This window comes from Pseudoxanthomonas suwonensis (assembly GCF_010093235.1).
Lineage (GTDB): Bacteria > Pseudomonadota > Gammaproteobacteria > Xanthomonadales > Xanthomonadaceae > Pseudoxanthomonas > Pseudoxanthomonas suwonensis.
In genome coordinates this window covers 95,002-118,781 of sequence record NZ_PDWP01000007.1, presented here as the reverse complement: position 1 = coordinate 118,781, position 23,780 = coordinate 95,002, and the positions used below count along the sequence as shown (strand labels likewise).

Genomic DNA, 23,780 nt, shown 5'->3' with positions numbered 1-23,780 from the left:
GGCATGAGCGCGATCCGCCCTGTTTTCTACGTATCCGATGGTACCGGTATCACGGCGGAAACCATCGGCCACAGCCTGCTGACCCAGTTCTCCGGGTTCCAGTTCGTCACCGACCGGATTGCCTTCGTCGACGACCTGGACAAGGCGCGCGACGCGGTCTCGCGCATACGCGCCGCCGGTGAACGGTATGGCGTCCGGCCTATCGTGGTGAACTCGTGCGTCGACCAGCAGATGAGCATGCTCCTTGCCGAAAGCGGTGCGCTGATGCTCGACGTGTTCGCGCCCTTCATCGAACCGCTGGAGCGCGAGCTCAACCAGCCCAGGCAGGCGCGGGTGGGGCGCGCGCACGGCATCGTCGACTTCGACACGTACCACCGTCGCATCGAGGCGATGAATTACGCCCTCTCGCATGATGATGGCGTCGCGCTGGACTACGCCGAGGCCGACGTGGTCCTGGTCGGGGTCTCACGTGCGGGCAAGACGCCGACCTGCGTCTACCTGGCGCTGCACTACGGGGTGAAGGCCGCCAACTACCCGCTCACCGACGGCGACCTGGAGAGCGACCGCCTGCCGGAACGCCTGCGTCCGTACCGGCGCAAGCTGTTCGGCCTGACCATCGATCCGGACCGGCTGCACCAGATCCGCCAGGAGCGGCGGCCGGATTCGTCCTATTCGCGGCTGGAGACCTGCCGCCGCGAAGTGCAGGCGGCCGAGGCGCTGTTCGCGCGCGAGCGCATCCCCACCCTCAGCACCACGCACACCTCGATCGAGGAGATCTCCAGCAAGGTGCTGGCCACCTTCGGGCTGCAGCGGGAGATGTTCTGAGGCGGCCCATTGATGGGGCCGGGAGGGCGCCGTTTCAACGGGTGCCGCGCGTGCGCTTTGCCGTGTAGCATCGATCGCATGCAGCAAGCCCTCCCCATCATCGCGCGCATTCCCCGTATCGGCCGCTTCAGCTGGCTGATGGGCCTGTATGCGGAGAACCACGCGCGCCTGAGCCGCCTGTTCGCGCCGGCCGACCTGGCCCGCGGCAGCTACCTGTCCTCGCTGGGCGATGGCCTCGATGTACGCCTGGACGTGCTCGAGCGTCATCCCTACACGCTGGAACTGCGCCTGACCTATGACCTGTGCGATCCGGTCACCGGCGAGCCGGATCCCTCGGCCTACCTGCGCCTGTACAACGACGCGCGCCAGGTCGAGACCACGCATTGCTACGTGGGCCGCCGCTGGCAGGACGTGATCGGCATGTACCCGCCGCCGGCGGAGGTGGTCGGGCACCGACTGCGCATGAACACCTTCCTCGGCAAGTGGCTGGAGTACCTGGCCGAGCAGGGGCATGGCGTGGCTACCCTGCGTCCGGCGCCGGAACTGCCTCCGGCGCGGGTGGCAACCGCCCTGCAGGGTTGAGCATGGGCTTCGATCCGCGTTCCGTACCGCTGTCGGTGCTGGACCTGGCCCCGGTCTGCGAGGGCTCGGACATCTCCCGCGCCCTGGCCAACACGGTGGACCTGGCCCGCCACACGGAGGCACTCGGCTACCGCCGCTTCTGGCTGGCCGAGCACCACAACATGCCCGGCATCGCCAGCGCCGCCACCGCGGTGCTGATCGCGCACGTGGCCGCGTCGACCTCGCGCATCCGGGTCGGGGCCGGCGGCATCATGCTGCCCAACCATTCGCCGCTGCAGGTGGCCGAGCAGTTCGGCACCCTGGCGGCGCTGCACCCGGGCCGCATCGACCTGGGCGTGGGCCGGGCCCCGGGCACCGACCACGCCACCGCCAGGGCGCTGCGCCGCTACTTCGAATCGGCCGACCAGTTCCCGCAGGACGTGCAGGAGCTGCTGCGCTATTTCGAGCCGGTGCAGCCGGGCCAGGCGGTTCGCGCCGTGCCCGGTGCGGGCCTGGACGTCCCGGTGTGGATCCTCGGCTCGAGCCTGTTCGGCGCCCAGCTGGCGGCGGCGCTGGGGCTGCCCTACGCCTTCGCCTCGCACTTCGCCCCCGACGCGATGGAGGAGGCGATGCTGGTCTACCACCGCCATTTCCGCCCCTCGAAGCATTGCGACCAGCCGCGGGTGATGCTGGCGGTGAACGTGGTCGCCGCCGACACCGATGCCGAGGCCCGACGGCTGTTCACGACCCCGCAGCAGGCCTTCGTGAACCTGCGCCGCGGCAGGCCGGGGCTGATCCCGCCGCCGGTGGACGACATCGAGTCGTACTGGACCCCGGAGGAGAAGGCGGGGGTCGCGCGGGCGCTGGCCTGCAGCGTGGTCGGCAGCCGCGATACGGTCGCGGATGGACTGGCGCGCTTCGTGGAGCGGCACCGCCCGGACGAGCTGATCGTGGTGGCCAACATCCACGACCACCAGGCGCGGCTGGACTCGTACCGGATCGCGGCCGAAGCCTGGGGCCTGCAGGCCGCCGGGTGAGTGGCTGAACGGCCCGACAGGCGGCGCTCGCTATTCGGAGCGAATGCGGGTATGGTGCGCTCACTGTGTTTGCATGGGTCACCGTGAATCGTGGCCTGATGCAGTCGATCCGACGATCGCGCTACATCGTTCCGCTTTGCCTAACACCTGCAACCCAGTACCCGTCACGGATGTCCCGTGACCGGTTTTCACTTTTCCGTTGAGGAGTTAGCAAACATGTCCGATCGTCAGACCGGTACCGTCAAGTGGTTCAACGACGCCAAGGGCTTCGGCTTCATCACCCCGGAGAGCGGTGCCGACCTGTTCGTGCATTTCCGTTCGATCCAGGGCTCGGGCTTCAAGTCGCTGCAGGAAGGCCAGAAGGTCTCCTTCATCGTCGTGCAGGGCCAGAAGGGCCTGCAGGCCGACCAGGTCCAGGCGCTGTAATTGACTGACGCCCCGGCTTCGCCGGGGTTGCAGACAGGAACGCCGGGGGCGCAAGCCTCCGGCGTTTTCCGTTTCAGGGGCCAACGGATGGCCAACACCGGCCATGCGACGATGTCCCGCCCGTAAGGAGGTGTGCATGCTGACCGTCCATCACCTTGAGAATTCCCGCTCCCAGCGCGTGCTGTGGCTGCTGGAGGAGCTGGCCCTGCCGTATCGCGTGGTCCACCACAAGCGCGATCCGAAGGCCCTGCTGGCGCCGGAGGCGCTGCGCGCCGTGCATCCGCTGGGCAAGGCCCCGGTGCTGGTGGACGAGGGCCAGGCCTTGGCCGAATCCGGCGCGATCCTGGAGTACCTGGTGGAGCGCTACGACACCGGGCACGCGCTGTCGCCGCCGCAGGAACCGGCCATGGCCGAGGAGCGGCTGCTGTATCGCTACTGGATGCATTACGCCGAAGGCTCGGCCATGCCGCCGATGCTGCTGACTCTGGTGCTGCGGCGGATCCGCAACGCGCCGATGCCGTTCTTCGCCCGGCCCATCGCCCGCGCCATCGTCGACCGCACCCTGGCCGGCTTCGTCTCCCCGCAGGTGAAGCTGCACCTGGACTGGATGGAGCAGGCGCTGGACGGCGGCGGCTGGTTCGCGGGCGAGCGCTTCACCGCGGCCGACATCCAGATGAGTTTCCCGATCGAGGCGGCCGCGGTGCGCGCCGACCTGCGCGACTACCCGAACCTGCGCGGCTTCCTCGAACGCATCCACGCGCGTCCGGCCTACCAGCGGGCCCTGGAGCAGGGCGGTCCGTTCTCGGTCGCCATCGGCTGAACCGGGGGTGGACCCGGCCGCGACGCGTGCCGGCGCATCCTGACCGCATGCAGATCGAATTCGACAACAGCTTCCTGCGCGAGCTGCCCGGCGATGCCGAGGCCGGGCCGCGCGTGCGCGAGGTATTCGCCGCCTGGTCGCGGGTGGATCCCACGCCGGTGGCCGATCCGCGCCTGCTGGCGTGGTCGCCCGAGGCCGCGGCCCTGGTCGGGCTCGACGCAGCCGACATGGCCGATCCCGGCCTTGCCCGCGTCTTCGGCGGCAACGCACTGCTGCCGGGCATGCAGCCGTGGGCAGCCAACTACGGTGGCCACCAGTTCGGCAGCTGGGCCGGACAGCTCGGCGATGGTCGCGCGATCTCGCTGGGCGAGGCCATCGGCCCGGACGGCCGGCGCTGGGAGCTGCAGCTGAAGGGCGCCGGGCGCACGCCGTATTCGCGCTTCGCCGACGGACGCGCGGTGCTGCGTTCGTCGATCCGCGAGTTCCTGTGCAGCGAGGCCATGCACCACCTGGGCATCCCGACCACGCGGGCGCTGTCGCTGGTCGGCACCGGCGAGGAGGTGGTGCGCGACATGTTCTACGACGGCCACCCGCGTCCGGAGCCGGGGGCGGTCGTCTGCCGCATGTCACCCAGCTTCCTGCGCTTCGGCAGCTGGCAGCTGCCGGCCTCGCGCGGCGATACCGCACTGCTGCGCCAGCTCACCGACCACGTGCAGCGCCACCACTTCCCGGACCTGCATGGCCTGGGACCGGCAGGCGACGCCGAATGGTTCGCGCAGGTGTGCGAGCGCACCGCCTGGATGGTGGCCGGCTGGATGCGGGTGGGCTTCGTCCATGGGGTAATGAACACCGACAACATGTCCATCCTCGGCCTGACCATCGACTACGGTCCCTATGGCTGGCTGGAGGACTACGATCCGGACTGGACCCCCAACACCACCGACGCCCAGGGCCGCCGCTACCGTTACGGGACCCAGCCGCAGGTGGCGTACTGGAACCTGACCCGGCTGGCGCAGGCGCTTGCGCCGCTGTTCGGCGAGGCGGCGCCGCTGGAGGCCGGGCTGCAGCGCTTCCTCGACGCCTGGGCCCGGGCCGAACGCGAAATGGTCGCCGGCAAGCTGGGCCTGGCGCGGGCTGGGGCCGAGGACGTGGCACTGTTCGAGGATCTCCGGCAGGTGCTGCAGACCGGGCAGTTGGACATGACTGCATTCTTCCGCCGGCTGGGGGAAGTCGATCCGGCGGCCACGGGCCCGGCGGATTTCGCGGAGGCGTCCTACGCCGCCGGCGCCTTCGAGGCCGCGACGCCGGCGTTGCAGGACTGGCTGGAGCGCCGTGCCGCCCGGCTGGCCGACGATCCGCTGGCTCCGGAGCTGCGGCGCGAACGCATGCGCCAGGCCAATCCGCGCTACGTGCTGCGCAACTGGCTGGCGCAGGAGGCCATCGACCAGGCCGAGGCCGGCAACCTGGAACCGGTGGCGACGCTGCTGGAGGTGATGCGGCGTCCGTACGAGGAGCAGCCCGGCCGCGAGCATTACGCCGGCCTGCGGCCGGAGTGGGCGCGCGACCGCGCCGGCTGTTCGATGCTGTCCTGCAGCTCGTGACGGCGTTAACGTCTGTGCATCCGCAATCCTGTCCGGAGACCGTCCACATGCCTGCATCGACCGCCGAAGCCGTCGCGCCGCCCGACTGGGCCGCCCTGGTCCGCGAGGTCCCGGACTTCCCGTCGCCGGGCATCGTGTTCCGCGACATCTGCCCGCTGCTGGCCGACGCCGACGGCTTTGCCGCCATGCTCGACGACCTGGCCGCGCCCTGGCGCGGCGTCGCGATCGACCTGGTCGCCGGGACCGAGGCCCGTGGTTTCATCCTCGGCGCCGCACTGGCGCCCCTGCTTGGCGCCGGCTTCCTGCCGCTGCGCAAGCCCGGCAAGCTGCCCGGCCTGGTGGTGGAGGAAAGCTACGCGCTGGAATACGGCAGCGACCGCCTGCAGATCCAGGCCGGCGCGGTGGCACCGGGGGCGCGCGTGCTGCTGGTGGACGACGTGCTGGCTACCGGCGGCACCCTGGCGGCCGCGGCCCGGCTGCTGGACCGGCAGCAGGCGACCGTGGTCGGCGGCATGGTGCTGATGGAGCTGGAAGCGCTCGGTGGACGGGCGCGCTGGCCGTTCGAGGCGCCGCTGCTGGCGCTGCTGCGGCACTAGCCGCCGCGGACGGTGCGAACCTCCACCGCGGGACCGGCATCAAGCCGGCCCGCAGGTGTCGGGACCTTGACCAGCGCCGGCGACCGATCGGGGGCAGGGCACCCATCGCGGTGCCACGGCAGGCCGCATCGGTCCGGAAGGCCGGACGCCCCCGGAAGGGCGGGCGTGCCGGTCCGTCCGGGCCGGCTCCATGGCGCCTGCCCGCCAGGCCGAGTGCGCGTCGTGTTCCGTTCGCTCAGCTGTTGGGAAGCGTGCAGTCCGGCGACGCCGGGGTGGTGTTGATCATCCACGGGATGCCGAACCGGTCGACGAAGGCGCCGAAGCCGGGGGACCAGAAGGTCTCCTGGAAGGGCATGGTCTGCGTGCCGCCTTCGGACAGCTGCTCGAACCAACGGCGCGCCTCGGCCACGTCGCTGGTGTGCAGGGAAACGTCGAAGCCGTTCTTGGGCTGGTCGATCCTGGGCGCCCAGTCCAGGTCCATGTCGGCGCCCATCAGCGACTGGTCGCCCACGTCCAGCCAGGCGTGCATCATCCAGTCCTTGTGCTGCTCGTCCACCGGCATTTCGCCGGGGGCCGCGGAGTAGGGGACCGTGGCGGTGATCTTGCCGCCCAGGACCTTTGCGTAGAACTCGAACGCCTCGCGGCACTGGCCCCGGAAGCTGAGGCTGGTCACGATCTTCATGTCGATCTCCTTGTGGAGTCCATGCGCCGCATGCGCTGGCGCGGACGGATGTGTCGGGGTGGTGGAACGGGTTCGTGGCCGGGACCCGGCAGGCCGGCATCCGGTCTGCCCTGCGGCTCCGTGGGCGGGGTGGCCGGGGCGAGTGCGGAGACTCGTGCCTGCGGATCGCCGGCGGGATAGGGCGCTTCTACATCGTCTGCCTCCATGCGTTGTCCGAAGGTGGACGGCTTGCGTCGCACCGTGCCCAGGCGACGTGCGGGCGCCCCTGGAATCGACACTAGGACCGGACCCTGCCGTGGTGGCGCGGGTGGTGGTTGTGGGGGATGGACGATGGACCCGGCAGTCTCCGGGTCCGCAGCAGGGACGGAAGGCTTAGGATCGGCGTCCTACCATTGCCGAGTGCCGGCACGTGTCCCGCTATTACGTAATGTCCGAGGGCTACTTCCATGACCACGGCATCACCGCCGGGCCGAAACTGCCGGAGCGCAGCGTCATGGCCGGCGAGCCGGTCGATGGCAGCCAGCTGCCGCGATTGCGGTTTGAAATAAACGTGCCCGACGCCGAACCATGCCCGCACTTCATGACCGGTGGCACGGTCATCGCCAGCGATGCCCTCATCGCCGTGCTGCGCGGCATCGGCGTGGACAACTTCCAGTGCTTCCCCGCACGGCTGGTCAATCCAGGGACGGGCAGGGAGCGCACCGGGTACCACCTGTTCAACGTGCTCGGTGTCCCCAGCCTCGCGGGCGGGGCGGACGGGGCGGGTGCGGGCGTCGGCGGGCCGGACGGACTGCACATGTTCCGACTGGCCGAAAGCCCGGCGACCCTGGTGGTGGACGAGACGGTGCGCGATGCGCTGGTCGCGCACCGGCCGGTCGAAGGCTGGGGGATCCTGCTGGAGGAGCTGGAATGACGTTCGTCGGGAATCCGGCGCCGTCCGACCGGCGGCATGGACTTCCACTATCTCGCGTGGAGGTTGGCCGGTTAGTCTCGGACTCAACATCACGAGATAGCAGGACATGCCCATGCAGCGAGCTTCCGGCCGTCTTCCCGCGGTATTCCCGCTGGCATTGCTGATCGTCGTGGCCGCCTGTGCCACCACGCAGGGGGATGCCCCGGTTGCAGCGGGCAATGCCTCGATCGAGGGCACGGTGGTCTCCATCGACACCGCGCCCTGGGCCTACGACGGGCATGCGGTGGTGGAAGTGGACGTGCCGGGGCGGGGACGGGTGGCCGTGCAGCTGCCCGCGCGCTGGAACCTGTGCAAGGCCAGTCCGGTGGACGTGGAGGCGCTGGCCGTGGGCACGCGGGTCCAGGCCATCGGCGCCGCCGGGGACGCCCGGTCGGCGACGCTTACGGTCTGCGCCGGCCCGGGGCACCGGCTCGCGCCGCTCTGAGGCAGGAATGCAGCTGCGGTCCGACGTGACGGGTCTTGCCGTCGTCATCCTGGCGACCGGCGCCATCCTCGGCGCGGAACTGGGCGGGCCGTGGCTGTGGCTGCACTACCTGTGCAAGCCGCTGGCCATGGTCATGATCATCACCACGCTCAACGTGCCAGGCGTGCGCGTGGGTCGTTACCGCACGGCGGTGCTGGTGGGGATGCTGTCCTCGCTGGCGGGCGACGTGCTGCTGATGCTGCCGCAGGATCTGTTCGTGCCGGGGCTGCTTGCCTTCCTGCTGGCGCACCTTTGCTACATCGTCGCCTTCATTCCCGGGGGCACTATCGCCGGGCGCCTGGTGGGCACCCTCGGCTATGCCGTGTTCGCGGGCATCAACCTGGCCCTGCTGTTGCCACGGGTGCCGGCGGACATGCGCGTGCCTGTGCTCGCCTATGTCCTGGTGCTGGTGGTGATGGCGGCCGCGGCCGCCGCCCGTGCATGGAGCCTTCGCCGCGATCCGGCCCTGGCCGCTTCCGCGCGCATGGCCGCGCTGGGGGCGTTGCTCTTCGTGGCCAGCGACAGCGTGCTGGCCTGGGACCGTTTCAGTGATGGGGTGTCTGTTGCGATGCTTCCCATCCTCGCCACCTATTTCGCGGCGCAGTGGTGCATCGCACGTTCGGTGGTGCTGAAGCGGGCGGACGGTTGAACGCCAGGCCGCGTCGCTGATGCAGCCAAGGCTGCAGGTCTGAAGTTGATTGCAACCATCAACCCGGGGGCGGATGGACTGCGGGTCCACCCGGGGCAGGCCGTGCTCGCCGAAGACCGCGCGCGTCGCAGGGGGGCGCAACATCGCATGATCGCCCTGGCGCCGCCAAAGCCCCACGGGGCAAGGGATTTGCGCAAATCGAGGACATGCATCACCAGGTTTGCACTGCGAGCCCGGTCACGCATATCACGGTGCAACGCGATGCCTGCGCGACACGAGCTGCCCTGGTCGCGGCATAAGGAGATTCTTAACGCTTATTTCATGCTGAATACGCGGCATGGCTGAATCGAGGCTCCACTCGATCAGCACCTCTCCCACATGCTTCGTGTCGCTACCCTGGCCGCCGCCGTCGCGGCCGCACTCCCGCTCATCCCTGGAATCGTCCACGCCGAGGACAGCGCCGCCGGCGACAGCAGGACCCTGGCCACGGTCGTGGTCACCGGCTCCAACCTGCGCCGCGTGGATGCCGAGGGGCCGAATCCCGTCCAGGTCATTTCCCGCGAGCAGCTGGAGGTTTCCGGCAAGGCCACCGTCGCCGACCTGCTGCGCTCCATCTCAGCCAATACCGGTAACGCCACCAACGAGACCTCCAACAGTGGCTGGGCCTCCGGCTCGGCCGGCATCGGCCTGCGCGGCCTGTCGCAGAAGAACACGCTCGTCCTGCTCAACGGCCGCCGCCTGGCCAACTACGGCTTCCCGGCCAATGGCCTGTCCGACACCTTCGTCAACCTCAACGCGCTGCCGCTGGTGGCGGTGGAGCGGATCGAGGTGCTCAAGGACGGCGCCTCGGCGGTGTACGGATCCGATGCGGTGGCAGGCGTGGTCAACATCATCACCCGCCAGAACTTCCGCGGCCTGGATGTCGGCGGCCGTCTTGGCACCTCCGACGAGGGCGGCCTGGACGAACGCCAGGCCAAGCTGATCGGCGGCTTCGGCGACCTGGAGAGCGACCACTTCAACGTCCTCTACAGCCTGGACTACTACGACCGCGAGCGCCTGGACCAGGACGAGCGCGACCTTACCCGTTCCGGCATCTATCCGGGGCCCGGCGGGCGCTGGAACGGCTGGTCGGCCAAGGGCGCCCGCTTCCTGGTCGACGGCGTGTCGGTGCCGCTGCTGGATGCGGATGGCCACTGCCCCGAGGGCACGGTGCTGACCGCCAGCGCGCCGATCGACGGCCTGCGCGGCGATACCTGCGCCTTCAACCAGGCCCCATACACCACGCTGATTCCGGCCACCGAACGCCTGCAGGGCTATGCCAATGCGACCTGGCGGGTGAACGACGACGTGGAGGTGTTCGGCGAGGCGCTGTACAGCTATATCCGCGGCACCTCGTGGTTCGGCAACAGCCCGTTCTTCACCCTGGAAGGCGGCCGCTTCGCACTCAACGCCGACAGTGGCCTGGCCGAACCGGTGCCGAACCTGCTGCCGGCGGGCAATCCCTACAACCCCTATGGCGTGGATACGCCAATCGAGTACACGTTCTTCAACCTCGGCAGCACGATCAAGACCAACCGCTCCGATGCCTATCGCGTGGTGGGCGGGGCTCGCGGCACCGCTGGCGACTGGGAATGGGAGGCTGCAGGCTTCCATGCGCGCAGCAAGGAGGATGAGCGGGTCGCTGGCGGATTCGCCAACCGCTGGGCGCTGTTCGATGCACTGGCCGACGGCAGCTACAACCTGCAAGATCCTGCGGCCACGCCGCAGGCGGTGCTGGATGCGATCAACCTCAGCACGGTGCGCCCGGCCGATTCGCGCCTGACCGGGGTGGACGCCCGGGTCGTCGGCGAGCTGTTCGAGCTTCCGGCCGGACGCGTGGGCTTCGCCGCCGGCGCGGAGTGGCGTCGCGAGGAGCTGGTCTCCAGCAACCCCTGGCAGATCGATGCCGGCCTGCAGATCCGCCCGGCGATCGCCGCGGTGGACGGCGACCGCGAGGTCACCGCGGTCTACGCCGAGTTCAACGTGCCCCTGCACCAGCGCCTGGAAGTGCAGCTGGCCGGCCGGGGCGACCACTACAGCGACTTCGGCGACGCGTTCTCGCCCAAAGCCAGCCTGCGCTGGCAACCGCTGGATGCGCTGCTGGTACGCGCGGCGGCCTCGCGCGGCTTCCGCGCGCCCTCGCTTTCGGAGAACGCGGCCAGCACCAACATCTCCTACGGATCGGTGGTCGATCCACACGACCCGGACATCGCCGGTTCGCGCCAGAGCCCGACCTTCTTCACCGTCGGCAACACCGCGCTGCGGCCCGAGCGCACCCACAGCTACAACGCTGGCATCGTGCTGTCGCCCTGGGCCGACACCAGCCTGAGCGTGGACTGGTACCGGGTGGAACTGGACAACCTCATTGGTACCAGCAACAGCGCCAGCATCGTGCAGCAGAACGATCCGGCCGACGTGATCCGGGATGCGCGAGGCAAGCTGCTGGCGGTCTAAAACCGCTACCAGAACCTCACCGAGCTGAAGACCTCCGGCATCGACGTCGAGCTGCGCCAGCGCTGGAACACCGCCTCGGCGGGCGGCTTCGGCGTATCCAGCGTCTACACCCACGTGCTGGAGTACCGGCGCCAGAACACCGCCGGCGGGCCGCTGGTGGACTATGCAGGCAGCAACCTCAGCTTCACCCTGCCGCGCAGCAAGTCCGCCACGACGCTGGACTGGGATTACAGCGACTTCAGTGCGGCGCTGACCTGGTACCACACCAGCGGCTACGCCCAGACCCGCAGCACCGCGCAGTCGCGGGTGGACGGCTACGACCAGTTCGACCTGTACCTGGCGTGGAAGGGGATCGAGAAGCTGACCCTGTACGCCAAGCTTCAGAACCTGCTGGACGAGGACCCGCCGTACGACGCCTCGTTCCCGGGCATCCGCGCCCCGTACGACTTCAGCCAGTACGACCTGCGAGGGCGCTACGTCTCGGTCGGGTTCGACTACCGCTTCTGAGAGGGCGGGCGGCCGCATGCGGCCGCCCGGTGCCCGGGCCTTTCGATCCTTCCCGATCCTTCCCGAACATCCCCGCGGGCCGTGCCGGTCCGCCGCCGTCTGCCGGAGTATCGATGTACCCGCTTGTCCGCCGCCTGAGCCTCGCCTCGTTGCTACTGCTGTCGCTGTCCGTGCTGTTCCCGGCCCATGCGCAGACCTCGTACTTCTTTCCGGCTACCCCGGTTGATCCGGATCCGGCCGTGCCCACGCCCGAGGAGTTCCTCGGCTACCCGATCGGCAGCCGCTATACCCGCCACGACGAGCTGGTGGCGTACTTCGAGGAGCTGGCGCGGGTGTCGCCGCGGGTGAAGGTGGAGCGCATCGGGCGCACCTACGAGGGGCGTCCGCTGCTGCTGGCCACCATCACCGATCCGGCCAACCATGCCAACCTCGAGCAGCTGCGCCAGGCGCACAACAGCCTGGTCGATCCCTCGGCCCCGGAAAGCGCCGCCAGTGGGGCACCGGTGGTGGTGTGGCTGACCTACAGCGTGCACGGCGCGGAAACCTCAAGTGGCGAAGCGGCATTGCTGACCGCCTGGTTCCTGGCCGCCGACCGCAGCGAAAGCACCCGGCGCTGGCTGCGCGAGGCGGTGGTGCTGGTCGATCCGGCGCAGAACCCCGACGGGCGCGACCGCACCGCCAACTGGCACAACGCCTGGGGTTCGAACCCGCCCTCGGCCGATCCGGCCGACCGCGAGCACGTCGAACCGTTCCCCGGTGGGCGCTTCAACCACTACCTGACCGACCTCAACCGCGACTGGCTGGCCCTGGCCCAGGCCGACAGCGTGCCCAAGGTCGAGCACTTCCATCGCTGGTACCCGAACGTCCAGATCGACTTCCACGAGATGGGCAAGGATAGTACCTACTATTTCGAACCCTCGCCGAAAAGCATGGAAAGCCCGCTGCTGCCAAAGAGCTCGTACGAGGCCAACAAGGTGGTGGCGCGCTACCACGCCCAGGCGCTGGACGCGATCGGATCGCTGTACTACAGCGGCGAGAACTTCGACAACTTCTCGCCGATCTACGGCTCGACCTATCCGGACTTCCATGGCGCCGTGGGCGCCACGGTCGAGCAGGCCAGCTCGCGCGGGCGGGTGCAGGAGTCGGTCAACGGCCTGCTGGAATTCCCGTTCACCATCCGCAACCACCTCAACGTGGGCCTGGCCACGGTGCGTGGCGCTGTGGAGCAGAAGGAGTACCTGTTCCGCCTGCAGAAGGACTTCTTCCGCAGCGCGCTGGACCAGGCCAGCAAGCATCCCGCGCGTGCGTGGGTATTCGGCGACGGCAACGATCCGACCTTGAGCCGACGCCTGCTGTCGCTGCTGTTGAAGCACCGCATCGAAGTGCATGAGCTGGAGCGCGCGGTCGAGGTGGATGGCAAGCGCTTCGAGCCGGGCAGCGCCTGGGTGGTGCCGGCGCGGCAGCCGGCGTTCCGCCTGGCCCATGCGATCTTCGAGTTCACCCCGCCGGTGAAGGGCGACGTGTTCTACAGCGGCACCTCGTACGCGGTGGCGCCGGGCTACGGCCTGCGTTACGCCGCCAGTCGTGCAGCACTGCCGGCCGGACCTCGCGTGCAGGAGGTGCCGGCTGTGGCGGGGGGCGTGGATGGCGTGGCCCGCTATGCCTACGCGCTGGACCTGCGCGACTACGGTGCCTACCGCCTGGTCGGCGCCCTGCTGGCCCAGGACATCCGCCTGCGTGCAGCCTTCGCGCCGCTGGTGCTGCCTTCGGCCGACGCCAAGGACGAGCCGCGCCGCGGCGTGGTGCTGGTGCCGGTCGCCGGCCAGCCGCTGGCGGCCGACGCCCTGCATGCGCGCATCGATACGCTGGCCAGGTCGCTGGGCGTACGCGTGCATGCCTTGGCCAGCGGCAAGAGCGCGGCCGGCATCGACCTGGGCAGCGACAGCGTCAAGCCGATCCGCAAGCCGGCCATCGCCCTGGTGATGGGGCAGGGCGTGTCGCCGCCGGAGATCGGTGCGGCCTGGCACGCCTTCGATACCGCGCTGGGTTACCCGACCAGCAAGCTGGAGCCGGCGCAGCTGGGCGAGGTCTCGCTGGACCGCTACACCACCATCGTCCTGGCCAACGGCAACTACGCCGGCCTGCCCGAGAATGCAGTGGCGGCGCTCAAGCGCTGGATCGCGGCCGGCGGTTCACTGGTGGCTTATAACAGCGGCGCCCGTTGGGCGATCGACAAGGGCCTGGCACCGGCCAAGCTGCGTGACCCGCCGCCGCCGCAGGCCGAGCGCCTGGATTTCGGCAGCCAGCGCGAGGTGTTCGCCCTGCGTCGTGTGAGCGGAAACATCCTCAGCGCAGACGTCGACCTCAGCCACCCGCTGGCCTTCGGCCTGGAGGACCGCCGCCTGCTGGTCAACAAGGAGACCGGCCTGGTGTTCGAGAACAGCACCAACCCCTACCTCAACGTGGTGCGCATCGACGACCGGCCCACGGTCAACGGCTACCTCTCCGAGGAGAACCTTAAGCGCGTCGCCGGCAGTGCCTTCCTGCAGGTGGCACCGGTGGAGAAGGGCAACGTGGTCGTCTTCGCCGACGACCCCGCCCACCGCAAGTACTGGCACGGCACCGAGCGCCTGCTGCTCAATGCCGCGCTGTTCTCCAACCACCTCAATCCAATCCGCCAGCGCGGCGAATGAGCCGTGCCGGGCCTGCCCGGGCAAGCCGGGCGGACTGGCCTTGCAAGGCGATACGGCGGCGGGCTACCAGGCCCAACCTGGATGCCTGCCGGCCTGTTCGATCCAGGCCGCCACCTCCGCGGCCTGGGCTTCTTCCAGCGAGTGCAGCTTGACGTAGCGCGAACCCTCGCCAAGCGGAGGCGGTGGATCGAAGCGGGCGCCGGCGAAGAACACCACGTTCGCCGAGACATCGTAGGCCGCCAGCTCGATGACCCAGCCAAGACCGGGCAGGCCGTAGTAGGCCTTCTTCCATTTCACGGCATAGCCGACCCCGGGCAGGGACTGCCGGATCTGCGCATCCAGGTGGCGCAGCACGGGCTGCAGGCGCGGCATTGAACTACTGATCCAGGCCTCGACGGGTGCATGGTCCTCGCCAGGCAGCGGGGGTTTGCGGGTGCCAGTGGGCTTGATCGACTTGGCCATGGTCGGCTCCGACGCACGGAAGGGTCCGATGCTAGCGCGGCGGATGGGCGGCTCGAAGTGCTACTCAGCCCACCGCGGCGCCGAAGCGCGCGTAAAGATCCCCGGGTAGCTCGTGTTGCAGCTTCCAGGTAATGGCCATGGGCCGCTCGCCCTCGTGGCTGACGTAGGTAGCCGGTCCCAACAGCCAGAATGCGCGGTCGTCCACGGTCAGGCGGGCCATGGGCAGGATGGTGCTGCCCTGGCTGGCATGGTTGCGGTAGCGCCTGCCGACCTCGCCGTCCTCGCGGGGGGTGGACTGGCTTTCCCAGTGCAGCAGGGTGGGACTGATGGCGTAGTCGCGGTAGCGCGTGGTCGGGGAGAAGTGGCCGACGCTCTTGTCCAGGGTGATGGCCAGCAGGTCCACTCTTTCGGTCTGGTCCCAATGTACGCCGCCCGCCCAGGCTGGAAGGGTAAGCCTTGTATGGCTGGCGAACGCCGCCAGCACCTCCCGGCGGGTGTAGCGGGCGTGCACCCGCAGCGGGACGTGGGGATGGGTGGACAACGCCTGCTGGAGGTGGTCGACCCGGTCGGCAAGCACTTCCATCAGCTGCCCAAGCTCGGCCAGCACCTGCGGATGGCTCCACAGGACCTGGGCTGCCTGGCGGAGGTCGTGGACGGGAACCGGGAATTTGTCGAACAGCACCGCAGCCAGCATGTGCAACAGACGGCGAGCGGTCTGGTCCAGCTGGGCGATGTCCGGGGCCTGCGGCATGGCCGCAAACTCGCGGTACTTGCCGATGCGCAGGGCATCGTCGACGTGCAGCAAGCGGCCGATACCGCGCCTTAGCACGGCCTCGTGCGGGCCTGCGGGCAAGGTGGCCACGCCGCCGGCTTCCAGCAGGTCCGACCAGCTGCGGTTTGCCGAGTAGATGTCTTCCAGCTCGATGCCGCTGAGTTCCAGGAAGTTTTTCAGGGTGACGTGCGGCTGCGATTCGGCGACCCGGCGCAGCTCGTAGGCGCGTCCGCGCCAGGTGGTCGGAAGGCTTCCGCGGATGTTGGCCAGGACTCGCTCCGATGCAACCGGGTCCAGCTCCATGTGGCAGCCGCTGGGCAGGAAGGGGAAGCCCTGTTCGATCTGCTGTTCGATCTGCTTGCGGCCGCCGCCAAGCAGGGCGCCGAAGCGGCGGTGCATGCGGAATTCCTTGCGGTGCTGGCCCACGAAGTCCAGCACCGTGCAGATGCTCTTGCTCGGTTCGCGGCGCAGGCCGCGACCCAGCTGCTGCAGGAACACCGTGGGGCTGTCGGTGGGGCGCAGCAGGAGCAAGGTGTCGACCGTGGGGATATCCACGCCTTCGTTGAACAGGTCCACGGAGAACACCACGCGGACCCTGCCGTTGGCCAGGTCCTGCAGGGCCTGGCGGCGTTCCTCGTCACTGCTGGCCGACCAGACCGCAACCGCCGCGATGCCGGCGCGATTGAACTGCTCGGCCATGAACCTGGCGTGGGCGACGGATACGCAGAAGCCCAGGGCACGCATGGACCCCGGGTTGGGGACGGTCCTGAGCGTCTTGTAGATGATGCTACTGGCGAGGGCATGGTCGCCCGTCACCAGGTTGCTCAGCTGGTCGAGGTCGTAGCCCCGCCCCCTGTGCCAGGCCAGGTTCCGGTAGTCGGTGCCGTCGGCAATGCCGTAATAGGCAAAAGGCACCAGCCGGTGCTGCTCGATGGCGTCCCACAGCCGTAGTTCCGCTGCGATCCTGTTCCCGAACCAGTGCAGGATGGGCTCTTCGTCGCCACGTTCGGGGGTGGCGGTCAGGCCCAGCAGCTCCAAGGGTGCCAGGTGCTCGATGAGCTCCCTGTACGTGCGTGCGGCGGCGTGGTGGAACTCGTCGATGATCACCACGTCGAAATGGTCGGGTGCCAGGGGCTGCAAGCCGCTGGCCGTCAGGCTCTGGATCGACGCGAATACATGCTCGAAGCGGGCAGGGCGTGCGCCGCCGACCCATAGCTCGCCAAATGCCGGGTCGCGCAGCGCATGCCGGAAGGTGGCCAGGCTCTGTTCCAGGATTTCCTGGCGATGGGCCACGAACAGCAGCCGCGATCTTGCCAGGCGTTTGCGCAACCGCTGGTAGTCCAGGGCGGCCATGACGGTCTTGCCCGTGCCCGTCGCGGAAACGAGCAGGTTGCGGTGGTGGCCCTGTAGCCGCGACAGCTCGATCAGCTCCAGCAGCCGCGACTGGAATGGCTCCGGGCGGATTTCGACCGGGCTTAGATAGACCTGCGGGCCTTCCGCCCGGCTCCGGGTCAGCTCCTGGAACTCGTCCGGGTCGAAGTCGCGGAAGTCGTCATGTTGCCAGTAGCTCTCGAACACGGCCGAGAACTTGTCGATGACGTCCGGATTGCGGGCACCGGAGACACGCACGTTCCATTCCAGGCCCGTGACCTGGGCCGAGTGAGTCAGGTTCGAGGAGCCGATATAGGCCGTGGAGAAACCGGAGTGTCGATGGAACAGCCAGGCCTTGGCATGCAGGCGGGTACTGGAGGTGTCATAGGACACCTTGATCCGCGCACCGAGGTCGCGCAGCGCCTTTAGCGCCGATAGCTCGGTGGAGTTGGTGTAGGTGGTGGTCAGAACCCGCAATGGCCGGCCCTGGTCCACGTGCTGGCGCAAGAGCTCCAGCAACGGACGGATCCCGGTATTGCGCACGAACGCCATCAGCACGTCGATGCGGTCCGCCGAGGTGACCTCGGAGCGGAGCTGGAAGCCGATGTGGGGCTCGCCTGGGGCATTGGTCAGCAGCGTCGTGTCCAGCAGCGGAGTGGCTGGCGGTAGGATCTCCTCCGGCTGGCTATCGGGTCGGAAGGCGACAACCGCCCGGAGCAGGTCGCCAGCGGGCGAGAGCCGGTCAGTCGCTTCCACCCCGCGACCTTGGGCGGCCAGCAGCTCGGCGATTTCGCGCGCCAGCCGGGTGCCCACCTGGACCCGCAGCTTGGTGTCCAGGGAATCGATGGCCCGGCGCACCAGCGACGCCAGATGCAGGGAGATGCGATCGGCCGCCTCCGCCGGATGCAATGCTTCCCGTACGGGCTTGTGCCTGGCATCGAGCTCGGAAAGGGCGTCCTCGAGCGCCTCGGTGACCAGTTGTTCGTACAGCCCGCGATGCAGTCCCGGCATGTGCGCCAGGCTACCAGTTTGGTGGCGGAAATCATCTGCTCCACGTTAGGGGACGGATGGGGTGGAGCATGCCTGTGTGACCTTTGCCCCATGGACCCAGGCGGCCACGGCGCTAGGTTCATGATGACCGTGCCAGATATCGCACGGTTTACGGGCTGGAACGGAGAGGAACCAAGGCTCGAATCCACGCTGCATCCCGCCGTTGATGCTCGGCCTGCTGCTGGCCTTGCCGCCGGCGTCCGCCGCTCCCCCGGGGGCGCCGGGCTCGGCGGTGGAAACGCAGCTGGGGCCTCTTGTGCGCCCGGAACTGCGCAGCGAGGTCCTGGTGGTTGGCACCGCGCACCTGGCCGGCATCGATTGGATCCAGCCGGCACACCTGGACGGCGTGCTGGATCTGCTGGCGTGGTTCGCGCCGACGCGCATTGCTGTGGAGCGGCTGTCGCCGGACGAGGTGGCGCTGCTGCTGGAGCGCGCCGTGCATGATCGCGGCGCGCAGCAGGTGCTGGACCAGTTTGCCGGGCCGATCGTCACCCACGGCCGTGCCATGCAGCAGGCGTTGGGCGTGGGCCGCGCCATGGCCCGCTCGAAGGCTGAGGCGCTGCTGACGGATGCGCCCGGATTGGCCGGGCCGGCGCGGGTGGAACTGGTGGGCCTGCTGCTGGCGGCCTTCGAGTTCGATTCCGCGGCACTGCAATGGTGCTACCTGTTTCCCGAAACGAGGGCCAAGGCGCAGGTCATGCCGGAGCCCACCCGGCAGGCCTTGGCCATGCCGCTGGCGCGGCGCTCCGGCCTGCAGGGTCTGGATCCGGTGGATAGCCAGTACGAAGCCGTGCGGACGTTGGCGCTTCCAGAGACGGTGCTGGAGGAAGCCTTGCGCCAAGCCTGGGGCGAGGAGTGGCGGCTGGCCGCGGTGATCTGGGAGAACCATCCCTACGCGTTTGCCTCCCTGCTCAAGACCCGGCGGAGGGGCGCGAGGTGGGCGTATCCGGCCACCTCGGCCTGCGCGATGGCGTGCCGCCGGTGCTGAAGGCCGCTTCGCAGCTGCAGCTGGCCGCGCTCTGACGGCACGGCGCGGCGTGCAGGACGCGGCGGCTTCCCCTACGCTTGCCGCCCGACCCGCAAGAGACCGCGCCCGATGCCGTTCCGGATCCGCCTCCCCGCCCTGGCCCTCGTGATGCTCGGCATGCTCGCGATCCTGCCGGCGATGGCGGGGCACGAAGCGCCGGCGGGGCGGCAGGCGGCTACGGCGCCGCGCTTCGCCTACGCCTATGAGACCCCGGCCTCGCCGGAACTGCGCCAGATCCACCGCCGCGTGCGCGAGGCGGACCTGCTGCGTCAACTGCCGGAGATCCAGGCCATCGACGGCCTGTTCGCCCTCACGCGTCCACTGCGCTACGTCGCCGCCGAGTGCGGCGAGTTCGGAGCGTTCTATCGCCCGGACCGGGCCGAGGTGGTGCTGTGCTACGAGACTCTGCGCACGCTCTATGAGCGCGGGGTGGAGCACCAGCAGGCGCTGGGCCTGGCTGACGACCACCCGCTGCGCTATGTGCGCGCCAACGTGCGCTTCATCCTGCTGCACGAGACCGGCCATGCGCTCGTCCACCTGCTGGACCTGCCGGTGACCGGACGCCAGGAGGATGCGGTCGACCAACTGGCGGCGATCCTGATGCTGCGCTTCGCCGACCTGGATGAAACGCCGCAGGAGGTCACCGACAACCTGGGGCTTGCCGCCAACTGGATGCTCTCGCGCAGCACCGGTGCCTACAACCTCGCGGCCTATGCCGACGAGCATGCGCTGGCCGAGCAGCGTTACTTCAACCTGCAGTGCCTGATCTACGGGACCGATCCGGAAGGATTCGCGTCCATGGTGGATTCCGGCGACCTGACCGCTGCCCGTGCCGCGCATTGCCCCGGTGAGACGGTGCGGGTCACCCGTGCCTGGGTGCGCCTGCTGGTGCCGTACCTGGCACCTGGGCATGAGGCCTATCGCGAAGAGGCCATGCGCTACCTGAAGCGTACGCGCTCGCCGGGGCCGCAAACTGCAACGGCCTCCGGGGCGGAGTCCTGAGCGCGCAGGTCCCGCTGCGCAGGCGAGGGCGCGGCGATCGGCCGGGGATTACTGGGCCCGCCGCGTCACCTTGCGCACCGCTGCCTGCATCCCGGTCTTGACTCCGGCCATGGCCGAGACGACGGTCGAGGCCGTGGATGCCTTCCATTCCTCGTAGGCTTCGTCCAGTTCCGCCAGCTCCTGTGCGGTGAAGAGCTTGCGCGCCATGGCGAACATTTCCTTCTCCTCGTCGTTGGCGTGGTGGTCGATCAGCTCGCCGAACACCTTTACCCGGCCTGCGAACTGCGGCGTGGTGATGTCGGCGGCGTGCACGTCCGGGATCACGGTCTTTTCCACCGCGCGGTGCTCCTCCACCGCCTCGGCATGGGTCTTGAGGCCTTCACGGTCGGCGCGTTCGGCGAACTTCGGGTAGAACACGGTCTCTTCCCACTTGGCGTGCGGGAGCAGGTTGGCCTCGATCTTCCCGAGCAGCTCGGCGCGCTTCTTGCCGGCGCGGTCGCTGGTTTCCTCCATCTGTGCGAACAGCGCCCGCAGTTCGTCATGTTCGGCCTTGAGGGTGCGGAGTATGTCGCGCGTCGCCATTGCCTGGTCCTCGGGGGAGTGGGGCTTCGGACCATGCGGCAGGGATCGTGGTCGGCACGTGAGCGCCGGCGCTATGCTCGAGCTGCCGGCCGGCCGGTGGGGCCGGGACCGGTGCGGGTGGCGTCGCGGCCACCCCAGGGAGAACAGCCATGGGCAGGAACAGATTCGCTTTTCTGCTTGCCGCCACCCTGATGGCGATGGGCGCCGCCGCGGATGCGGCTGACCTGGCCATCACCGGGGCGCGGGTCGTGCCTTCGCCCCAGGACGAGGCGATCGAGGATGCGGTGGTGCTGGTCTCCGATGGCCGGATCACGGCGGTCGGCCGGGCAGCGGAGGTGGTGGTCCCTGCGGGAACGCGGCAGCTGGATGCCAGGGGCAAGGTCGTGCTGGCCGGCTTCTGGAACAGCCACGTGCATCTGCTGGGTCCGGCCTACCGCAACGCCGGCAGGCTTCCTGCCGGGCAGCTCGAGGCCACGCTGCGCGAACAGTATGGACGCTGGGGATTCACCACCATCTTCGATCTGGCCTCGGCACCGGGCGATGCGCTGGCGCTGATGCGGCGGATCGGGGCAGGCGAGGTGCGCGGCCCGCGCGTGCTCAGTACCGGATCGCCATTCTTCCCGCAGGGCGGTACGCCGGTGTATGCCCGTGACCTGGACCTTGCCGCCGATGGCGTCGATCCGGAAGTGGCCGACGCGGATGCCGGGCGCAATCGCGCCCGGACGCAGCTCGACCAGGGATTGCACGGGGTGAAGCTGTTTACCGGCGCCATCGTCGGCGGCACGGAGGGTGTGCGCCTGATGGATGCCTCCGTGGCCAGGGCTATCGGCAAGGTCGCCAGGGATCGCGGGCAGCCGGTATTCGCGCATGCCACCGACGCAGGCGGCCTGGTGGTCGCGCTGCAGGCCGGCGTCGACGTGCTGGCCCATGCCACGCCCGCGGCCGGGCCCTGGAGCGCACCGACGGTAAGCCGGCTGGTGCGCGAGGAAATGGCGCTGGTGCCCACGCTTGCGATGTTCGAGATCGAGATCCGGCGCGAGCACGTACCGGAGGCGGTGGTGCGGCGCTTCGTCGGTGCGGCGCAGTCGCAGGGGTCCATGCTGCAGGCCGCTGGCGGCAGCGTGCTGTTCGGTACCGATGCCGGATACATCGACCAGTACGACACCAGCCGAGAGCTGCAGCTCCTGGCCGGTGCGGGCATGGGCTGGCGCCAGCTTCTGGCGACCCTGACGACGACGCCGGCGCGGGTCTTTGGCGAGGACGGGGAGCGAGGTCGCGTCGCTCCCGGGCTGGTCGCGGACCTGGTGGCCCTGGATTTGGATCCGGCCCGGGGCGCGCAGGCCTTCGCCGACGTGGCCTGGACAGTGCGCGCCGGCGAGGTGATCTACCGGAAACCGTGATTACCGACGCCGGTTCGTGGCAGCGCTATCCCGCGAGCCGTGCAAGATAGGAAACCGCTTCGAGTTCGCAGTTCGACTTGATAGCCCCGGGCAGGCCAAATACCCGAGGTCGTCGACGGAAGTCGAAAACGCGATACAGGTGGTATTGCCCTGCATCCCGCTCAGAGCGGGCGAGTTCGTTGCGACTGACGAAGAATGGCGTCAGCTCGCCGAAGGCAGTGGTCTTCACCTCGATCAAGCGCTCGCGTCCATCTTCTTCATAGGACAACACGTCGAAGCCGAGGCCATCGCCTTTTGTCGCCGCGACATGCTCGACGCGCTCGCTCAGCGCCTTCTTCCCGGCAGCGTGCAATCGCCGTGCTTCAAGGTCGAGTACGAACAGTTCCCCGGCCAGGCCCAGCGAGCGGTTCCGGCCTTCCTGGGCGATGTAGTCGCGGCGCGCGGGCGAGAAGGTTGGGGCGTAGGGGGCGGGGACTTCACGCAGGCGTTTGGCGGCGGGTGGGGGTACCCAGACGTTCGCGACGTCGGCATCCGCGACGCTGGCTTCGCTCGCGGGCCGCGAAACGGCGGCCTGGGCAGCCTCCTGCAACGCAAGATTGTTGCTTGCCTGGGCTTCCACCACCTTGAGGAGCAGGCCCTGGAAGTTGCCGCGGGGCTTGTATCCGTCGATGTAGGGATATCCAAGTGACACCATTACCGCGCTGATGTTGCAGTGCTTGAACTCGATCGAGGGTCGGCTCCGCCCATCCAGCTTCTGCATCAATGCGTTTGCATGCTCGGTCTTGCTGTAACGCTGGCCGTTGAGTTCCAGGGTGAGCATGCGCAGGTACGAGGCCACGCAGGCCTCAACCTCAAGCTCGGTCCAGTCTTCGCCCGTGGCCATCGTTCCCCCTGGGGTCCTGTCTGGCCTGCCAGGTTAGCGGCTGGTGCGAGACCTATCCAGATCGCGGTCTCTGCTGCTCCTTCACTGTCCTTGCCCCACACTGCCGCCATGCAGCAGCTTGCCGAAGACTTCTGGAACATCCGCGCGGCCTACCGCGTCGCGGGCGTGCTTGATATCGGGACCCACATGTCCGCCGTGCGGCGGCCGGACGGGCGCTTCGTCCTGGTCGATGCGGCAGCGCTGGACGATGCGTCGCGCGAGGCCTTGATGGCGTTGACCGAAGGCGGAAGCCTGGTGGATGCGGTGGTGCACGTGCATCCGTTCCACACCCTGCAGGTCGAGCCGCTCCACCGGTTGTTTCCATCCGCGACCCTCCACGGGACGGCGCGCCACCGCCGGCTGATGCCCGGTTTGCCATGGGCTGGCGAGCCCGTGGAACGATGGCAGGCGGGACATCCGCTGGCCGATGTCTTCGAGCTCTCGGTTCCCGAAGGCGTGGATTTCGTCTGCCCCGACGAGCGCGTGCACGTGGCCTCGGTGCTGGTGCGCCATCCGGCCTCGCGCATCGTGCACGTGGACGACACGCTCAACGTGATCGCCGCGCCCGGTGTGCTCGGGCGACTGCTTCCCCAGTCTGGCCTGCGCATGCATCCGATGCTTGGCCGGGCGCTGCAACAGCGCCCCGGCGCCGCCGACGACTATGCGCGCTGGGCGCGGGGCCTGGCCGGACGATGGTCCGATACCCGCTTCGTCTGTGCGGCCCATTCGGCGGTGCGCGAGCTCCCGCCAGGTGGTTTCGAGCGCGAGGTGCTGGACGCGCTGGAACGGGTACGGCGCACGCTGGACCGGCACCGCAGGCGCCACGGTTGAGCCCGGGGCAGGCCTGTGTCCATCTTCCCAAGGAG

Annotated in this window: 20 protein-coding genes and 1 pseudogene; 16 read left to right on the top strand and 5 right to left on the bottom strand. The window is 69.0% G+C overall.

Going from position 1 to position 23,780, the window contains the following annotated elements; translation table 11 throughout:
- Positions 1 to 3 precede the first annotated feature (3 nt).
- From ppsR to CSC68_RS04850, 7 genes are all read left to right on the top strand, one after another.
- Positions 4 to 825 (top strand): posphoenolpyruvate synthetase regulatory kinase/phosphorylase PpsR, encoded by an 822-nt coding sequence (gene ppsR / locus CSC68_RS04880; protein WP_162202410.1) that lies wholly within the window; start codon positions 4 to 6, stop codon positions 823 to 825.
- A gap of 78 nt (positions 826 to 903) precedes the next feature.
- On the top strand, positions 904 to 1,407 hold the full coding sequence (locus tag CSC68_RS04875; protein ID WP_162202409.1) for a DUF1249 domain-containing protein: 504 nt from the start codon (positions 904 to 906) through the stop codon (positions 1,405 to 1,407).
- A 2-nt stretch (positions 1,408 to 1,409) separates the two neighbouring features.
- A complete protein-coding gene (locus tag CSC68_RS04870; RefSeq protein ID WP_162202408.1) occupies positions 1,410 to 2,423 on the top strand; it encodes an LLM class flavin-dependent oxidoreductase in 1,014 nt (337 codons plus the stop codon).
- Positions 2,424 to 2,639: 216 nt separating this feature from the next.
- The gene (locus tag CSC68_RS04865) at positions 2,640 to 2,849 is read left to right on the top strand and encodes a cold-shock protein (protein ID WP_013535118.1); all 210 of its coding nucleotides are present in this window, start codon (positions 2,640 to 2,642) and stop codon (positions 2,847 to 2,849) included.
- Between the two features lie 136 nt (positions 2,850 to 2,985).
- On the top strand, positions 2,986 to 3,669 hold the full coding sequence (locus CSC68_RS04860; protein WP_162202407.1) for a glutathione S-transferase: 684 nt from the start codon (positions 2,986 to 2,988) through the stop codon (positions 3,667 to 3,669).
- Positions 3,670 to 3,716: 47 nt separating this feature from the next.
- On the top strand, positions 3,717 to 5,270 hold the full coding sequence (locus tag CSC68_RS04855) for a protein adenylyltransferase SelO (protein ID WP_162202406.1): 1,554 nt from the start codon (positions 3,717 to 3,719) through the stop codon (positions 5,268 to 5,270).
- A 47-nt stretch (positions 5,271 to 5,317) separates the two neighbouring features.
- Entirely contained in the window at positions 5,318 to 5,866 is a 549-nt protein-coding gene (locus tag CSC68_RS04850) for an adenine phosphoribosyltransferase (protein WP_162202405.1), read from the top strand.
- Positions 5,867 to 6,101: 235 nt separating this feature from the next.
- Here the strand turns inward: CSC68_RS04850 and CSC68_RS04845 are convergent, their stop codons facing one another.
- The gene (locus CSC68_RS04845) at positions 6,102 to 6,548 is read right to left on the bottom strand and encodes a VOC family protein (RefSeq protein WP_162202404.1); all 447 of its coding nucleotides are present in this window, start codon (positions 6,546 to 6,548) and stop codon (positions 6,102 to 6,104) included.
- 409 nt (positions 6,549 to 6,957) lie between these two features.
- On the opposite strand from CSC68_RS04845, the gene CSC68_RS04840 reads away from it, so the two are divergent.
- From CSC68_RS04840 to CSC68_RS04820, 5 genes and pseudogenes are all read left to right on the top strand, one after another.
- Positions 6,958 to 7,461 carry a hypothetical protein gene (locus tag CSC68_RS04840; RefSeq protein WP_162202403.1) on the top strand — a complete coding sequence of 168 codons (504 nt, stop codon included), beginning with the start codon at positions 6,958 to 6,960 and terminating at the stop codon, positions 7,459 to 7,461.
- Between the two features lie 112 nt (positions 7,462 to 7,573).
- Complete coding sequence (locus CSC68_RS04835) at positions 7,574 to 7,945, top strand: hypothetical protein (protein WP_162202402.1); 372 nt, start codon at positions 7,574 to 7,576, stop codon at positions 7,943 to 7,945.
- A gap of 7 nt (positions 7,946 to 7,952) precedes the next feature.
- On the top strand, positions 7,953 to 8,633 hold the full coding sequence (locus tag CSC68_RS04830; RefSeq protein ID WP_162202401.1) for a lysoplasmalogenase: 681 nt from the start codon (positions 7,953 to 7,955) through the stop codon (positions 8,631 to 8,633).
- 378 nt (positions 8,634 to 9,011) lie between these two features.
- A pseudogene (locus CSC68_RS04825) lies at positions 9,012 to 11,633 on the top strand (TonB-dependent receptor plug domain-containing protein).
- Between the two features lie 113 nt (positions 11,634 to 11,746).
- Positions 11,747 to 14,326 carry a M14 family metallopeptidase gene (locus tag CSC68_RS04820; protein WP_162202400.1) on the top strand — a complete coding sequence of 860 codons (2,580 nt, stop codon included), beginning with the start codon at positions 11,747 to 11,749 and terminating at the stop codon, positions 14,324 to 14,326.
- Between the two features lie 63 nt (positions 14,327 to 14,389).
- Here the strand turns inward: CSC68_RS04820 and CSC68_RS04815 are convergent, their stop codons facing one another.
- Together CSC68_RS04815 and CSC68_RS04810 are read right to left on the bottom strand one after the other, a co-directional pair.
- The gene (locus tag CSC68_RS04815) at positions 14,390 to 14,788 is read right to left on the bottom strand and encodes a DUF1801 domain-containing protein (protein ID WP_240626201.1); all 399 of its coding nucleotides are present in this window, start codon (positions 14,786 to 14,788) and stop codon (positions 14,390 to 14,392) included.
- Between the two features lie 64 nt (positions 14,789 to 14,852).
- Positions 14,853 to 17,942 (bottom strand): DUF3427 domain-containing protein, encoded by a 3,090-nt coding sequence (locus CSC68_RS04810; RefSeq protein WP_162202399.1) that lies wholly within the window; start codon positions 17,940 to 17,942, stop codon positions 14,853 to 14,855.
- A 205-nt stretch (positions 17,943 to 18,147) separates the two neighbouring features.
- Here CSC68_RS04810 and CSC68_RS04805 point away from each other — a divergent pair, with 205 nt between their 5' ends.
- Positions 18,148 to 18,969, top strand: coding sequence for a hypothetical protein (locus CSC68_RS04805; RefSeq protein ID WP_162202398.1), 822 nt, complete (start codon positions 18,148 to 18,150; stop codon positions 18,967 to 18,969).
- Between the two features lie 108 nt (positions 18,970 to 19,077).
- Positions 19,078 to 20,010, top strand: coding sequence for a DUF4344 domain-containing metallopeptidase (locus CSC68_RS04800; protein WP_162202397.1), 933 nt, complete (start codon positions 19,078 to 19,080; stop codon positions 20,008 to 20,010).
- Positions 20,011 to 20,058: 48 nt separating this feature from the next.
- On the opposite strand, the gene CSC68_RS04795 is transcribed toward CSC68_RS04800, so the two are convergent.
- Positions 20,059 to 20,592 (bottom strand): hemerythrin domain-containing protein, encoded by a 534-nt coding sequence (locus CSC68_RS04795; protein WP_162202396.1) that lies wholly within the window; start codon positions 20,590 to 20,592, stop codon positions 20,059 to 20,061.
- A 149-nt stretch (positions 20,593 to 20,741) separates the two neighbouring features.
- Here CSC68_RS04795 and CSC68_RS04790 point away from each other — a divergent pair, with 149 nt between their 5' ends.
- Entirely contained in the window at positions 20,742 to 21,992 is a 1,251-nt protein-coding gene (locus CSC68_RS04790) for an amidohydrolase family protein (RefSeq protein WP_246193448.1), read from the top strand.
- A 25-nt stretch (positions 21,993 to 22,017) separates the two neighbouring features.
- Here the strand turns inward: CSC68_RS04790 and CSC68_RS04785 are convergent, their stop codons facing one another.
- The gene (locus CSC68_RS04785) at positions 22,018 to 22,875 is read right to left on the bottom strand and encodes a protein NO VEIN domain-containing protein (RefSeq protein WP_162202395.1); all 858 of its coding nucleotides are present in this window, start codon (positions 22,873 to 22,875) and stop codon (positions 22,018 to 22,020) included.
- Between the two features lie 108 nt (positions 22,876 to 22,983).
- Between CSC68_RS04785 and CSC68_RS04780 the strand changes: the two genes are divergently transcribed.
- On the top strand, positions 22,984 to 23,745 hold the full coding sequence (locus CSC68_RS04780) for an MBL fold metallo-hydrolase (protein ID WP_162202394.1): 762 nt from the start codon (positions 22,984 to 22,986) through the stop codon (positions 23,743 to 23,745).
- Positions 23,746 to 23,780 lie beyond the last annotated feature (35 nt).

Excerpts from the sequence above, each read along its gene's own strand:
- ppsR (WP_162202410.1), top strand. The coding sequence starts at position 4 with ATGAGCGCGATCCGCCCTGTTTTCTACGTATCCGATGGTACCGGTATC.
- CSC68_RS04875 (WP_162202409.1), top strand. The coding sequence starts at position 904 with ATGCAGCAAGCCCTCCCCATCATCGCGCGCATTCCCCGTATCGGCCGC.
- CSC68_RS04870 (WP_162202408.1), top strand. The coding sequence starts at position 1,410 with ATGGGCTTCGATCCGCGTTCCGTACCGCTGTCGGTGCTGGACCTGGCC.
- CSC68_RS04865 (WP_013535118.1), top strand. The coding sequence starts at position 2,640 with ATGTCCGATCGTCAGACCGGTACCGTCAAGTGGTTCAACGACGCCAAG.
- CSC68_RS04860 (WP_162202407.1), top strand. The coding sequence starts at position 2,986 with ATGCTGACCGTCCATCACCTTGAGAATTCCCGCTCCCAGCGCGTGCTG.
- CSC68_RS04855 (WP_162202406.1), top strand. The coding sequence starts at position 3,717 with ATGCAGATCGAATTCGACAACAGCTTCCTGCGCGAGCTGCCCGGCGAT.
- CSC68_RS04850 (WP_162202405.1), top strand. The coding sequence starts at position 5,318 with ATGCCTGCATCGACCGCCGAAGCCGTCGCGCCGCCCGACTGGGCCGCC.
- CSC68_RS04845 (WP_162202404.1), bottom strand. The coding sequence starts at position 6,548 with ATGAAGATCGTGACCAGCCTCAGCTTCCGGGGCCAGTGCCGCGAGGCG.
- CSC68_RS04835 (WP_162202402.1), top strand. The coding sequence starts at position 7,574 with ATGCAGCGAGCTTCCGGCCGTCTTCCCGCGGTATTCCCGCTGGCATTG.
- CSC68_RS04830 (WP_162202401.1), top strand. The coding sequence starts at position 7,953 with ATGCAGCTGCGGTCCGACGTGACGGGTCTTGCCGTCGTCATCCTGGCG.
- CSC68_RS04820 (WP_162202400.1), top strand. The coding sequence starts at position 11,747 with ATGTACCCGCTTGTCCGCCGCCTGAGCCTCGCCTCGTTGCTACTGCTG.
- CSC68_RS04815 (WP_240626201.1), bottom strand. The coding sequence starts at position 14,788 with ATGGCCAAGTCGATCAAGCCCACTGGCACCCGCAAACCCCCGCTGCCT.
- CSC68_RS04810 (WP_162202399.1), bottom strand. The coding sequence starts at position 17,942 with ATGCCGGGACTGCATCGCGGGCTGTACGAACAACTGGTCACCGAGGCG.
- CSC68_RS04805 (WP_162202398.1), top strand. The coding sequence starts at position 18,148 with ATGCTCGGCCTGCTGCTGGCCTTGCCGCCGGCGTCCGCCGCTCCCCCG.
- CSC68_RS04800 (WP_162202397.1), top strand. The coding sequence starts at position 19,078 with ATGCCGTTCCGGATCCGCCTCCCCGCCCTGGCCCTCGTGATGCTCGGC.
- CSC68_RS04795 (WP_162202396.1), bottom strand. The coding sequence starts at position 20,592 with ATGGCGACGCGCGACATACTCCGCACCCTCAAGGCCGAACATGACGAA.
- CSC68_RS04790 (WP_246193448.1), top strand. The coding sequence starts at position 20,742 with ATGGGCAGGAACAGATTCGCTTTTCTGCTTGCCGCCACCCTGATGGCG.
- CSC68_RS04785 (WP_162202395.1), bottom strand. The coding sequence starts at position 22,875 with ATGGCCACGGGCGAAGACTGGACCGAGCTTGAGGTTGAGGCCTGCGTG.
- CSC68_RS04780 (WP_162202394.1), top strand. The coding sequence starts at position 22,984 with ATGCAGCAGCTTGCCGAAGACTTCTGGAACATCCGCGCGGCCTACCGC.